Raw genomic sequence first — 13,300 nt, 5'->3', positions numbered from 1 at the left:
TCCCGTCTTCCTATTCTCCCATTTTAAAGCTCCCTTCTCATGAATCAGAAACGCACGTTCGGCACCATCCTCACGGTTTTAGGCATCGTTGGTATTATCATTGGCGCCATGGGCTTCCTTGGTGTTGGCGGTATTGGCCTGGGCAAGATGAACTCCTTCGTTCCTTTCCTGGTGGGCCTGATTTTCTTTTTTGCCGGCATCAACTTGGTGAAAACAACCAGCGACCGGGCTTAACACCACGCATGCTAACATGCAAGAACGCCCCACGGTCAATTGACCGTGGGGCGTTCTTGCATGTTAGCAGAATTCTATTGCTATTGCCCGGCTACTACCCTACCCGTAGCGCCGGCAAAGGCCAGCACGGCGGGCTCCAGGTTCAGCCAGTTAGAGGCGTAGTTGGCTTGGGCTGGCCCGTGGGCATACACCACCGACCCATTCTTGATGGCCTGAATAATGGCCGACGACTCGCCCACGGGCAGGGCCGGGCAGCCCTGGCTGCGGCCCAACCGCCCATGTTGCCGGACGAAGTCTTCGCTTACGTAGCTGGCGCCGTGTACGACCACGGCTCGGTCGTAGGCGTTCGTATTGTAGTCGGTATCGAGGCCGTGCAGCTTCAGCGACAGGCCGTGCTTGCCCTGGTAGGTGTGCCCGGTGCGGTAGAAACCCAGGCTGCTCATCTCGGAGCCTTCGCGGTTGGAGAAAATCTGAGCGAATTCCTCGCCGGTGTTTTTGCCGTGTGCCACCAGGGTGCGGAACAGCAGGCGCTGCTTTTCTAGATCAACCACCCAAAACCGTTGCGCATTGCTCGACTGACTGAAATCAATAACTGTTAGTACGTGCTGGCTGGAAGCTATTTTGCCCTGTTGGCGCAGGTTATAGAATCCAATCAGCGCCTCGCGGTAGACCAGCACGGGCAGGCCCGATGTCACCAAACCGCTCTGGGCGTAGCTTTGCAGAATATGCTGCTCAAAGGCAGCCGTAGCCAAGGCGCGGGAAGACGGCGCATCTACGACCACCGCCGTAGGAGCCGGCGCAGCCGCTACGGGCGAGCTGTTGGTGGGCAGAAACGAGAGAACGGACAGGAGCAGGCTGGCACTAGCAGTCGGCAGGTAGGACATAGGCTGTGAGTAGTCGAGATGAACGGATATCGGTACGCGAGGGGCTATTCCATAGAACTGGCTTGCCAAATTTAACAGAAATAGCGGAACTACAGACAGCTCGCCACCGTAGCGGGCCGATTAAATCTGCGTTACTTTGCGTGCTGCCGTGCTGTTTGCCAGTGCCTTTTCTGCCTAAATTTCTATTTCCTTCTCTATGCTTCCTACCCTTCGCCGTCTGTTTGCCTTTGCTGCTTGCCTGGTGCTGCTGGGTGCTTGCGGGCACGACTTGCGCACTATCCCGGGCTTCGATGCGGCGGCGTGGCGGCAGGATGCCTACGCGTGCCGCAACCAACGCGCTGCCTTGCTTCCTGCCTTGCTCCAGCACCGCGACCTGCTCTACGACACCCGTACCGATGCCATCGACGCCTTGCTGGGCCACCCCGACGAAAACGAGCTAAGCGAGCAGACGGAGAAGATTTACATCTACTACGTGGCGCCTGGCGCGCAATGCGGCCCGCGCCACCCGCGCTCGGCGGCCAGCAAGCTGCGCCTGCGCTTTAGCCCCACGGGCATCGTGAGCGAAGTACTCTACCAGCAGTAACCGCTCCTACCTCCTATTAATTTAATAACGAAGGGCGGCCGCACCAGATGGTGCGGCCGCCCTTCGTTATTAATATGCTAGCGTAACAGGTAGCTTAGCCTACTCCACCCACGCTGGGGTCGCGCTGGGGCTGCTGGTCTTTCTTCTGCTCCTCGCGCAGGGCCATTAGCTGCGATGGCGACAGAATGCGGCTACACTCTGCTTCGTACTGCGACTGCAACTCCAGGGTTTGTGCCTGCTGTTGCGCCACGTTATCGCGGGTCTGCCACTGAATTTCGTCGAGGCGGGTGAGCTTGATGCGATTTGCCTCGCGCAGACGCACGTACTGGCTCTCGTTGAGGTGCAAGGTAGTCGCCATGGCCCGCGTCAGGGCCTCTACTCGCTCATTTGAAATTTCATTGGTACCGGGCAGTTCGGCCAGCAGGCTTTGCTGCTTCTGCGCCGAAGCGGAGCTAGCTAATGCAAATGTTAGCAGGAGAGTAAAGAATGCCGTTTTCATCTATGTTGCTGAAGAAAATACTATGGATGGTGATGAATTATCATTCAGAGAGTAGCCGCCATTCACTAGCTTCGTCCTGCTCCTAATAATACAAATGTATGTTGCTTTAATTAAACTTCATGCACTATATCGACTTTTTTTCATAAAAAGTTACGGATACGTCCAATTTTATTCCAACAAGCAAAAAAGAAGGCCAGCTTCTGACGAAGCTGGCCTGTAATACTTATCAAGAGAAGATAACGAGCAGATTACTCCACTTCTTCGATAGGCTTATGATCGGGGCTCTTATAATACTGCATAGCAATAAGAGCCACTACGCTGGCACCCATCACACTTTGCAATACAATAGCCAGAAAGGCAATTACTACTGACAAATCAAACCCAAACAGGTCGCGGGCCGTGATTTGGTCCATCAAAGCGGGGTTGATGGCGGCGTAGATAATGAAGAACAATCCGAAGGCTACCCCGGCCACGGCGCCCGTGATAATGCCCGTGCCGTAGCCTTGCAGGTAGGCCATGTGGTCATCTTTGGCATATTTAAAATGCCGGATGGCCAGCGTTACGCCAATGGCCATAATAAAGCCATTCAGGAAGCTGAACTCGATGCGCTCCGTAAGCCCAAAAAGGGAGGCAACAAGGAAGTACACAATCATGCCGGCAGTGGTGTATAAACCGTAGCGGAGGCCATTTTTTTCGGGTGTTATGCGAGTGTCACTCATAAAGGTAGGTCGAAGAGAGCATTGAAAGGGAAGAGGTAGTGGTGCGGAACTGCTACCCTATGTTGGCTGTTGACTAAACGTCGGGTGTACAGGCCGCAATCGGTCTTTTTATACTTTGATTGTCAATCGGATGTTGTGGCCTGGCTAGCTTTTTTAGCAGGTAGCCCAGCATTTTATTGGTGCCGACCCCAAAACGTGGCGATAGGCTATAGAAGCCTCCCGGTCAATTTGCGTATTTTCGCGGGTCGTTGCGGTGCCCGGCGCACCTTCACTTTGTTACTTCGTTTTCTACTACTGCATGATTAGTACCTCCAACGTGAGCCTGCGCTACGGCAAGCGCGTGCTGTTTGAAGATGTCACCATCAAGTTTATGCCCGGCAACGTGTATGGCCTCATTGGGGCCAATGGCGCGGGCAAGTCTACCTTCCTGAAAATCCTGTCGGGCGAGATTGAGCCCAACACCGGCTCGGTGGATATGCCCAAGGGCGCCCGCCTCTCGGTGTTGAAGCAGGATCAGTTTGCCGCTGATGCCTTCCCGGTGCTCCAAACCGTGATTATGGGTCACACGCGCCTGTGGAAGGTGATGGAAGAGAAGGACGCGCTTTATGCCAAGCCCGATTTCTCGGATGCCGATGGCGAGCGGGCCGCGGAGCTGGAAGGCGAGTTTGCCGACTTAGAAGGTTGGAATGCTGAGTACGAAGCGGCCGAACTGCTCTCGGGTCTAGGCATCTCGGAAGACAAGCACCAGACCCTGATGGCCGACCTAGGCACCTCCGACAAGGTGCGCGTGCTGCTGGCCCAGGCCCTGTTTGGCAATCCCGATGTGCTGCTGCTGGACGAACCCACCAACGGCCTCGACGCCGAAACCGTACTGTGGCTGGAAAACTTCCTCGACTCGTTCCAGAACACGGTGATTGTGGTGAGCCACGACCGCCACTTCCTGGACGCCGTGTGTAACTACATGGCCGACCTCGATTTCTCGAAAATCACGATGTACCCCGGCAACTACTCGTTCTGGTACGAGTCGTCGCAGCTGGCTTTGCGCCAGCGCCAGGAGGTGAACAAGAAGACTGAGGACAAGCGTAAGGAACTGGAAGAGTTCGTGCGGCGCTTCTCGGCCAACGCCTCCAAGAGTAAGCAGGCCACCTCGCGCCAGAAGCTGCTGCAAAAGCTGACCTTAGAAGAAATTAAGCCTTCGTCGCGCAAGTACCCCTATATCGCCTTCAAATCGGAGCGCGAGGCGGGCAACCAGCTGCTGGCCGTGGAGGATTTGGCGGCCTCAATTGATGGTCAGACCATTTTCCGCAACGTGTCTTTCTCCTTGGACAAAGGCGATAAGGTAGCCATCGTGAGTCGGGACGACCGGGCGGCTTCGTTGCTGTTTGATATCCTATTCGAGCAGATCAAGGCCGACAAGGGAAAATTCAATTGGGGCACCACCATCACCCCCAGCTACTTCCCCAAGGAAAACACTGAGTTCTTCGACACCGACCTGAACCTGGTGGACTGGCTGCGGCAGTACTCCACAGAAAAGGACGAATCGTTTATCCGGGGCTTTTTGGGCCGGATGCTGTTCTCGGGCGAGGAGTCGCAGAAGAAATCCAACGTGCTGAGCGGGGGCGAGAAAGTGCGCTGCATGCTTTCTAAGATGATGATGGAAGCCGGTAATGTGCTGGTACTCGACGACCCCACGAACCACCTCGATCTGGAAAGCATTCAGGCCCTGAACAACTCCCTGCGCGACTTCTCGGGCACGTTGCTGTTCACCTCCCACGACTTGCAGTTCATCGATACCATCGCTAACCGCATCATCGAGCTGACGCCTGACGGCATCCTGGACCGGCGCATGAGCTACGAGGAGTACCTGGCCGATGAACATCTGAAGGCGCAGCGTAAGCGCATGTACCAACTTGTATCGTAATAACGTTTAGGCTCCGTATGAAAAAGCTTTTGCTCGTGCTGGGCGTGGTGGTAGGGGCTGGCTTGGCTCCTACCCTCTCCCAGGCCCAGACTACCCCTCTTCCCGACACTACCCGCACGCAGCAGGCAAAGCCCCAGCTGAATACGGCCCCGCCCGGTGCACCCGCGCGGCAGGCGCCGGCCCCTACCCCCACTCCGGCCCGCGGCTACGAGGTAACTACGCCAGCTCCTACCCCGGCACCGGCTACGCCCGCGCCACAGCCGGGCATACCAGCCGACCAACCCGGCACGCCCGTGTACCGGCCCAATCCCAATAGTCCGTCGGGGCTGGAGTTTCCGCCGGGTAGCCGGGCCAGTGAGCAGCCCAAGCCGTTGCGGCGCTATTTTGTGTACAGCAACTTTGGGCTGGGCTACAACAGCTTTTATGGCGATGGGCAGTTCAATATCGGGGTTGCTCCCGCCATTGGCTACCGGGTATCGGAGCGTTTTGCCATTGGGCCAGGCATCAGCTATAGCTACATCAGCGCCAACTACTCAGCCTTAACCCAGCAAGTAAATGGCTACCCGGCTAAAATTCACTATCATAATGTGGGGGTGAAGGGATTTGCGCAGTTCATTGTATACAAGCAGTTCTTTCTGCATGGCGAGTACGAAGTAACTCAGCTAAATGCAACAGCCACTGACTCCAACGGCAGGATTAGCAAAGGCCATCAGGTAGCCAATACCTTGCTGGGCGGTGCTGGCTACCGCACCCAGCTTGGCGACCGTTTTGCGGCGGACATTGTGGTGCTGTATAACTTCAACGATGGCCTTGATAGTGGTGGGTATCGTAACTCTCCCTACGGACAGCCCGAAATCCGTTTTAACTTTCTGTTCGATATCGGAAAATAGCCTTTCCCAATGTCGAGCAAATACAAAAAGGCCGCTCCCAATGTTGGGAGCGGCCTTTTTGTGTTCAGGCGAATAGCTTGTGCGCCAATGCTACACAGAGCTGCCACGAATCAGACGCAGCAGTACGGCAATGATGGCAATAACCAGCAGTACGTGGATGATGCTGCCGCCTACGTGCATTCCGAAGAAACCAACGGCCCAAATGATGACCAGAACAACGGCGATGATATACAACAGATTTCCCATGATGGTGGAGTAGTTAGGGATGAGTGAAGGGAGAGAGAAACAAAAGGCAATCTGTCTATTCCTGATTGGTGGGCAAGAGTAAAACAGGTGCTTGTAGTCTTGTACGGGTACTCTTGTTAGAAGGATATATCCTGAAAAGAAAATTCTTTATTGTGAGAGTGCAACTATTGTTTTTCGGCTGCTTACTCGCCCCCTAACGCGTCTATTGCCGTCCTACTACAGGGTGGAGCGGTATTTCCCGTAATTTAGCAGGCGCAGGAGGCCAACTCACTCAGCCGTCACAACAAGTGCTGTATTGATGGACAGATACTTAGCCTTCTTATCCTACTTTATTTTTCCCACCCACTCCTCACACACTATGTTGCAAGTTGCCGTTATTGGCTCGGGCACGATGGGCAACGGCATTGCCCACGTCTTCGCTCAGCACGGATTTTCCGTTCATCTCATCGATATCAGTCAGCCGGCGTTGGATAAGGCCCTTGGTACCATCGGCAAAAACCTCGACCGCCAGGTAACAAAAGGCACTCTCACCGATGTTAATAAAGCCGACACCCTCGGCCGCATCACCACCTTCACCTCCCTACCCGACGGCGTGCGCGACGCCCAGCTGGTAGTGGAAGCCGCCACCGAAAACGAGGCCCTGAAGCTCCAAATCTTCCGCGACCTGGACCAGCACGCGCCCGCCGAGGCCATTCTAGCCAGCAATACGTCGTCGATTTCCATCACCAAGATTGCCGCCGCTACCCAGCGCCCCCAGCAGGTGATAGGCATGCACTTCATGAACCCCGTGCCGGTGATGAAGCTGGTAGAGGTAATCCGGGGCTACGCTACCTCCGACGAGGTAACGGCGCAGGTAATGGACCTCTCGCGCCAGCTGGGCAAAACGCCTACCGAGGTGAACGACTACCCCGGCTTCGTGGCTAACCGCATCCTCATGCCGATGATCAACGAGGCCATCATCACGCTATTCGAGGGCGTGGCGGGGGTAGAGGAAATCGATACGGTGATGAAGCTGGGTATGGCCCACCCCATGGGTCCGCTGCAACTCGCCGATTTTATCGGGCTGGACGTGTGCCTGGCCATTCTGCGGGTGCTGCACGACGGCCTGGGCAACCCCAAGTACGCGCCCTGCCCGCTGCTGGTGAATATGGTAATGGCCGGCCGCCTGGGCGTGAAATCGGGCGAAGGGTTTTATAGCTGGGGCCACGGCACAAAGGAGTTGGTGGTAGCCGAGCGGTTTCGGAAGTAGTTCTCTTACCCTGTTCCCAAAACTACAGGAATATGACAGGGTACTCGCCCTAAAAATTACCACCCCGGTAAATCTGCCCGGCTCGCCACTGACGTATGCATACATCAGCGGCGGGCCGGGCTCTTTTTTAAGCTACATAAAATGAGCCCTATATAGCTTCTAAGCCGTGTAGTTAAACTTTTCTGCCTAAAATTTCCTTTCTATCGTATGATCAAACTGCTTACTACCGCGCTTCTGCTGTTGAGTTTCTGCTACGGCAGCCTCGCGCAAAGCACAACGGTTAAACCCTCTACCAAGACAAGCAAGAAAATGGAATTAGCAACTTTTGGCGCCGGCTGCTTCTGGTGCACCGAGGCCGTTTTTCAGGACCTCGAAGGCGTAGATAAAGTGGAATCGGGCTACGCGGGTGGCCGCATTGCCAACCCTACCTATAAGGAAGTATGCTCGGGCCTGACGGGCCACGCCGAGGTGGTGAACATCACCTACGACCCCAGCAAAATCAGCTTTGAAGAGCTACTGGAAGTGTTCTGGAAAACCCACGACCCCACAACGCTCAACCGTCAGGGCAACGACGTGGGCACGCAATACCGCTCGGTGGTGTACTACCACAACGACGAGCAGAAGCGCCTGACCGAAGAGTATAAGAAAAAGCTCAACGACGCCCACGCCTTCCCCAATCCCGTGGTCACGGAAATCACCGCCGCTCCTACCTTCTATAAGGCCGAAAACTACCACCAGGACTATTACAACCTGAACGGCACCCAGCCCTACTGCCAATTTGTGGTGAAGCCCAAGGTGGATAAGGTGAAAGCTGTATTCGGCGACAAGCTGAAGAAAACCGCCGCTAAGTAAGTCTGAACCACGGATTCGCTCGAATTTTTCGGATTCCACGGATTTTGTGGACGTCCCGTTTATATCGCCTCATTTTGATCCTCACACAAAAAAGCCTCGTCTACACGAGGCTTTTTTGTGTGAATTAGTAAACGTAAAATCGTCTACAAAATCCGTGAAATCCGAGCGAATCCGAGCGAATCCGTGATTTAGACGGCCACGTTGTGCTCGCGCAGGGCGTCGTTGAGCGACGTTTTGAGGTCGGTGCTGGGCTTGCGCTGGCCGATGATGAGGGCGCAGGGCACCTGAAACTCGCCGGCCGGGAACTGCTTGGTGTAGGAACCGGGAATGACCACCGAGCGGGCCGGCACCATGCCTTTGTATTCCTTGGGCTCGGGGCCGGTCACATCGATGATTTTGGTGCTGCCGGTGATGGTAACGCCCGCGCCGATAACGGCTTCCTTGCCGATGTGGCAGCCTTCTACTAGAATGCTGCGCGAGCCGATGAAGGCGCCGTCTTCCACAATAACCGGGGCCGCCTGCACGGGCTCCAGCACGCCGCCGATGCCCACGCCGCCGCTCAGGTGCACGCCCGCACCAATCTGCGCGCACGAGCCCACGGTAGCCCAGGTATCTACCATCGTGCCCTCACCTACCCAGGCACCGATGTTGGTATAGCTGGGCATCAGAATCACGCCGGGAGCCAGATAGGCGCCGTAGCGGGCCGTGGCGGGCGGCACTACGCGCACGCCCTGGCCGGCGTAGTCGGTTTTGAGGCGCATTTTGTCGCGGTACTCGAAGGGCGTCAGCTCGATGGTTTCCATCTGCTGAATGGGGAAGTACAGAATCACGGCCTTCTTCACCCAGTCGTTTACCTGCCACTCGCCGTCTTTGCCCTCCATGGGCTGGGCCACACGCAGGCGGCCTTTGTCCAGCTCCTCAATCACAGCGTGGATGGCGTCGGTAGTGGCGGCTTGCTGCAACAGGCTGCGGTCGGCCCATGCGGCTTCAATGATATTTTGCAGTTCGGAAGTATTCATATCAATTTTTGAAAACGGAATGAGCGGTAAAACTAGCGCCAGCGACGGCTATGTTCCCAATACCCGACCGGAAAACATTCGGAACATAGCTGCCGATAAGCTTCCTACCGCTCCAATTTGAAGCCCGCTTCCCGCGCTGGGCGCTGGTCGCGGTTGGCTACCTGCCAGCCGGTGAGGTACATCCACTGCGTCATTTTGGTGAGCTTGGCGTAATCGATGCGGCTGGCTTCGTCCTTGGGCGTGTGGTAGTCCACGTGCAGCAGGGAGGTATACATCACGGCCGGAATGCCCAGACGGGCGTAGGGCAGGTGGTCGGAGCGGAAGTACCAGCCCTCGGGATGGGTGGGCTTGTCCCACTCGGTATCGAGCTTGAACTTGGGGCCGGCCTGGTTGGCGGCCAGGGCTATATCGACCAAGTCCTGGGAGTTGCGGTGGGGCGGTGTGGAGCCCAGCAGCGCGGCGCTGTCGGGGTCGTTGCGGCCCATCATCTCGGCGTTCAGCACGGCCACAATGGACTCTTGCGGCACGGTAGGGTTGGCCGAGTAGTAGCGCGAACCCAGCAAGCCGCGCTCCTCGGCCCCGTGGTACACAAACAACGCCGAGCGCCGCGCCGGCTGCTGCTTGAAGGCCCGCATAATGGCCAGCAACGCCGCGCAGCCGGTGGCGTTGTCGTCGGCACCGTTGTAGATGGAGTCGCCCTGCACGGGGGCGCGGGCGCCATCGTGGTCCTGGTGGGTGCTGAAGAGCACGTATTCCTTTTTCAATTGCGCGTCGGTGCCGGGCATCTTGGCCACGATGTTCACCGAGGGGTAGGCGAAGGTTTCCACCTTCAGCTCGGTGCTGAACTGCTGACCGGCCTGCCGCACCCAGCTGAGGGCGTCGGCCGGCAGCCACACCACGGGCGCCTGGTCGGCCGGAATCTTCACGCTGGCGTCGCCGGGCAGACCGTAGCGGCCCCGCTCGAAGATGTGGCTCCAATGATCATAGATGGCCTGCGCCTTGTCGTCCGATACAAACACCACGGCCACGGCGCCGGCCTTGGTTAGCTCGGTGGCCTGATCGCGCAGCTTGGCAAACAGGTAGCGCCGGTAGCTGATGCCGTCGGTGGGCGCCCCGGAAATCTGCAAGGCCACAACTTTGCCCTTCACATCCACCTTCCCTACCTCAGCCGGCGTGGCGGTGCCCACAAAGACCAATGGGGCCGTGATGCTGGCGTTGGTGGGCGCCACAATCACGGCATCATGGTTGGGCTTGAGCTGGTGCGAGCCGATACGCAGCGTACTGCCGGGCGTGAGCCGGGTGCGCTGAAGCGAAAAAAACTGAAAATACGTACCGTCGTCGCCGGCCGGCTCCAGGCCAATGGCGCGTATCTGCTCGGCTATCCAGGCGGAGGCGCGCAGCTCGTCGAGGGTGCCGCCTTCCCTACCCCGGTACTTGTCGTCGGCCAGCACGTATAGGTCACGCTTGATGTCGGCCTCGCGGATGGCAGTTTCGGCTTTGGGGGCTTTGGTGGTTGTCTGGCGGTTTTTCTTTTGGGCGAAGGCCGTCTGCGGGGCCATAAGCGTGAGGCCTAACAACAGGCCGCCGAGGGCCGCTTTGTGCGTGATGTTCATGCGGAGGAGAGAATAGGTAAGTAGATGCGGAAGGCTATGATAGGCAAAAGAAATGAGTCTGAACCACGGATTCGCTCGGATTTGTCGGATGACAGACCGCAGCGAAGACCCCTCGCCCACAAAAATCCGTGTCATCCGACAAATCCGAGCGAATCCGTGGTTCGGACAATTTCAAAATCAGCATCTTTAGCCCCACCGATGCCGCCTACCACGTTCCTACTCGCCTCCGTTCTCAAGCCGCTCGACGACACCCGCATGTTCGGCAAGTTTGGCCGCACGCTGGCCGAACGGCCTGGGGTGCAGGTGCACGTGGCCGGCCGCCGCGCCCCGCATCCGCCCGATGCGCCAGCCAACCTGCATACCCACGAGCTGCTGGCTGGTTCGCGCCTGAGCTGGCATCGTCTAGCAGCGCAATGGCGCTATTGGCGGCTGTTGCAGCGGGTGCAGCCGCAGCTGGTGGTGGTGCACGCGCCGGAGCTGCTACCCCTCACGCTGCTGTGGTGCAGCCAGGGTAGGAACCGCCACTACATATATGATGTGCGGGAAAATTACGCCCTCAATATCCTGACCCAGCAGGTCTACCCCCGAGTGCTGCGGCAGCTGCTGGCCCGGTTGGTGCGAGGCATTGAAACGGCAGCGGCGCGGCGGGCGACGGCCCTGGTGCTGGCCGAGCGCAGCTACGCTGAGGAACTGCCCTTTGCCGAACCGACCCGCACGGTGGTGCTGGAAAACAAGTATCAGCCCCCGCCCGGCGAGCTGCTGCCCGCGCCTACCCACATCCTCCCCCTACCCCCCGCCCCGCTGGAGCTGCTGTACTCGGGCACTATCTCGGAACTGAACGGGGTGTTCGACGCCATTGCTTTCACCCACGCGTTCCGACGAGTGTGGCCCACGGCGCGGCTCACCATCATTGGCTTCTGCCACCAGCCCGAGGTGCTGCATCGTCTGCAACAGGCTATGGCCGCCGCGCCCGACGCCCTCACCCTCATCGGCGGCGACCGGCTGGTGCCGCACCGCGAGGTGGTGCGGGTGATTGGGCAGAGCCACCTGGGCCTACTGCCCTATCGGCCTCACCCCAGCACCTGGCGCTGCCTACCTACCAAGCTGTTTGAGTACGCGGCGCAGGGCCTACCCATGCTGCTGCCCAACAATGCGCTGTGGCTGACCGCAGCCCACGCCTACGGGGCTGCCCTGCCGTGCCCCGACTTCGCGCAGCCGCCCGCGGAGCAGCTGGCGGAGGCACTGCGCCGGACTCGCTTCTATCCGAAAGGCATTCCGAAGGAGGTTTTCTGGGCCACCGAAGCCGCAAAATGGTGGGCCGTGGTGGATGCTACCGGGTAACTGCCGACCTTTGCGCCCCGTTTGAGAAACGAGGGCGGCGTTTTTTCTACCTTCGACCGTTCTTTTTCCCATCTTACTGCCCACCCCAACATTTTACCCCATATGGCTACTCTCCGTTATTCCGAAATTGCCGGCACTGGCCACTACGTGCCCGAGCGCGTGGTGTCTAATGCCGACATTGAACAGCTCATGGAAACTACCGACGCCTGGATTCAGGAGCGCACGGGTATCAAAGAGCGACGCTGGTTTACGGAAGGCGTAGACACCACCGCCAACATGGGCGCCAAAGCTGCCCGCCGGGCCTTGGAAGCCGCCGGCCTCACCCCCGACGACGTGCAGCTCATCGTGTTTGCTACCCTCTCGCCCGACTACTTTTTCCCTGGCTCCGGCGTGCTGTTGCAGCGCGAGCTGGGCATGAAGGACGCCACCCCCGCCTTCGACGTGCGCAACCAATGCTCGGGCTTCATCTACTCGCTCTCCATGGCCGACCAGTTCATCAAGACCGGCATGTACGACACGGTGCTGGTAGTCGGCTCCGAAATCCACTCCTCGGGGCTCGATAAATCGACGCGGGGCCGGGCGGTTTCGGTGATTTTTGGCGACGGCGCCGGCGCCGTGGTGCTGCGCCCCAGCACCCGCGAGGGCCACGGTATTCTCAGCACGCACCTGCACTCCCAGGGCGAGCACGCCGAGGAGCTGATTGTGAAAGAGCCCGGCTCCAACCGCGAGGGCCGCGTGGATTACGCCATTGCCCACGAGCCGGATATGTATCCCTACATGAACGGCCAAAACGTATTCAAGCACGCCGTGGTGCGCTTTCCGCAGGTCATCAAAGAAGCCCTTGACCAAAACGGCATGCAACCCGCCGATATCGATATGCTGATTCCGCACCAGGCCAACCTGCGCATCACGCAGTACGTGCAGCAGAAAATGGGCCTCACGGACGATAAAATCTTCAGCAACATTCAGCGTTACGGCAATACCACTGCCGCTTCTATCCCGATTGCCTTGAGCGAAGCCGTGCAGGAAGGCAAAGTGAAGCGCGGCGACTTGGTATGCCTGGCCGCCTTTGGCTCAGGCTTTACGTGGGCTTCTGCTTTGATTAAGTGGTAGGACAGTTGTTATTCTGAATCGCCTGTCATCCTGAGCCTGCGAAGGACCTTATGCCAGTTGAACGACTAACGTACCATCGACTCGTTCAACTGGCATAAGGTCCTTCGCAGGCTCAGGATGACAGGCGGGTAGGGATG

14 protein-coding genes are annotated in these 13,300 nt (G+C 58.0%); 8 read left to right on the top strand and 6 right to left on the bottom strand.

Going from position 1 to position 13,300, the window contains the following annotated elements; genetic code table 11:
* Nucleotides 1-39 precede the first annotated feature (39 nt).
* The gene (locus tag H8B15_RS02230; protein ID WP_185283597.1) at nt 40-234 is read left to right on the top strand and encodes a hypothetical protein; all 195 of its coding nucleotides are present in this window, start codon (nt 40-42) and stop codon (nt 232-234) included.
* An 80-nt stretch (nt 235-314) separates the two neighbouring features.
* On the opposite strand, the gene H8B15_RS02225 is transcribed toward H8B15_RS02230, so the two are convergent.
* Nucleotides 315-1,118 carry a murein L,D-transpeptidase catalytic domain family protein gene (locus H8B15_RS02225; protein WP_187318014.1) on the bottom strand — a complete coding sequence of 268 codons (804 nt, stop codon included), beginning with the start codon at nt 1,116-1,118 and terminating at the stop codon, nt 315-317.
* A 196-nt stretch (nt 1,119-1,314) separates the two neighbouring features.
* On the opposite strand from H8B15_RS02225, the gene H8B15_RS02220 reads away from it, so the two are divergent.
* A complete protein-coding gene (locus tag H8B15_RS02220; protein ID WP_187318013.1) occupies nt 1,315-1,701 on the top strand; it encodes a hypothetical protein in 387 nt (128 codons plus the stop codon).
* Nucleotides 1,702-1,795: 94 nt separating this feature from the next.
* Here the strand turns inward: H8B15_RS02220 and H8B15_RS02215 are convergent, their stop codons facing one another.
* Nucleotides 1,796-2,200: a hypothetical protein gene (locus H8B15_RS02215; RefSeq protein ID WP_187318012.1), complete on the bottom strand. Its 405-nt coding sequence runs from the start codon at nt 2,198-2,200 to the stop codon at nt 1,796-1,798.
* A 248-nt stretch (nt 2,201-2,448) separates the two neighbouring features.
* Nucleotides 2,449-2,919: a DUF4199 domain-containing protein gene (locus tag H8B15_RS02210; RefSeq protein ID WP_187318011.1), complete on the bottom strand. Its 471-nt coding sequence runs from the start codon at nt 2,917-2,919 to the stop codon at nt 2,449-2,451.
* A 298-nt stretch (nt 2,920-3,217) separates the two neighbouring features.
* Between H8B15_RS02210 and H8B15_RS02205 the strand changes: the two genes are divergently transcribed.
* Both H8B15_RS02205 and H8B15_RS02200 read left to right on the top strand, forming a co-directional pair.
* A complete protein-coding gene (locus H8B15_RS02205) occupies nt 3,218-4,840 on the top strand; it encodes an ABC-F family ATP-binding cassette domain-containing protein (protein ID WP_187318010.1) in 1,623 nt (540 codons plus the stop codon).
* A 17-nt stretch (nt 4,841-4,857) separates the two neighbouring features.
* Nucleotides 4,858-5,730: a hypothetical protein gene (locus H8B15_RS02200; protein ID WP_187318009.1), complete on the top strand. Its 873-nt coding sequence runs from the start codon at nt 4,858-4,860 to the stop codon at nt 5,728-5,730.
* Between the two features lie 90 nt (nt 5,731-5,820).
* On the opposite strand, the gene H8B15_RS02195 is transcribed toward H8B15_RS02200, so the two are convergent.
* Nucleotides 5,821-5,976 (bottom strand): lmo0937 family membrane protein, encoded by a 156-nt coding sequence (locus H8B15_RS02195; RefSeq protein WP_187318008.1) that lies wholly within the window; start codon nt 5,974-5,976, stop codon nt 5,821-5,823.
* A 358-nt stretch (nt 5,977-6,334) separates the two neighbouring features.
* Between H8B15_RS02195 and H8B15_RS02190 the strand changes: the two genes are divergently transcribed.
* Nucleotides 6,335-7,225: a 3-hydroxyacyl-CoA dehydrogenase family protein gene (locus H8B15_RS02190; protein WP_187318007.1), complete on the top strand. Its 891-nt coding sequence runs from the start codon at nt 6,335-6,337 to the stop codon at nt 7,223-7,225.
* A 309-nt stretch (nt 7,226-7,534) separates the two neighbouring features.
* Nucleotides 7,535-8,077, top strand: a complete 543-nt coding sequence (gene msrA, locus H8B15_RS02185) for a peptide-methionine (S)-S-oxide reductase MsrA (RefSeq protein ID WP_187318053.1) — start codon at nt 7,535-7,537, stop codon at nt 8,075-8,077.
* A 188-nt stretch (nt 8,078-8,265) separates the two neighbouring features.
* Here msrA and H8B15_RS02180 read toward each other — a convergent pair whose 3' ends face one another.
* Both H8B15_RS02180 and H8B15_RS02175 read right to left on the bottom strand, forming a co-directional pair.
* Nucleotides 8,266-9,096: a 2,3,4,5-tetrahydropyridine-2,6-dicarboxylate N-succinyltransferase gene (locus H8B15_RS02180; protein WP_187318006.1), complete on the bottom strand. Its 831-nt coding sequence runs from the start codon at nt 9,094-9,096 to the stop codon at nt 8,266-8,268.
* Nucleotides 9,097-9,200: 104 nt separating this feature from the next.
* The gene (locus H8B15_RS02175; protein WP_187318005.1) at nt 9,201-10,709 is read right to left on the bottom strand and encodes a M28 family peptidase; all 1,509 of its coding nucleotides are present in this window, start codon (nt 10,707-10,709) and stop codon (nt 9,201-9,203) included.
* 198 nt (nt 10,710-10,907) lie between these two features.
* On the opposite strand from H8B15_RS02175, the gene H8B15_RS02170 reads away from it, so the two are divergent.
* The gene (locus tag H8B15_RS02170) at nt 10,908-12,050 is read left to right on the top strand and encodes a glycosyltransferase family protein (protein ID WP_187318004.1); all 1,143 of its coding nucleotides are present in this window, start codon (nt 10,908-10,910) and stop codon (nt 12,048-12,050) included.
* A gap of 102 nt (nt 12,051-12,152) precedes the next feature.
* A complete protein-coding gene (locus H8B15_RS02165) occupies nt 12,153-13,163 on the top strand; it encodes a 3-oxoacyl-ACP synthase III family protein (protein WP_187318003.1) in 1,011 nt (336 codons plus the stop codon).
* Nucleotides 13,164-13,300 lie beyond the last annotated feature (137 nt).

It is taken from the genome of Hymenobacter citatus, assembly GCF_014333615.1.
Taxonomy (GTDB): Bacteria; Bacteroidota; Bacteroidia; order Cytophagales; family Hymenobacteraceae; genus Hymenobacter; species Hymenobacter citatus.
This window is presented reverse-complemented; position numbering and strand designations above follow the sequence as displayed.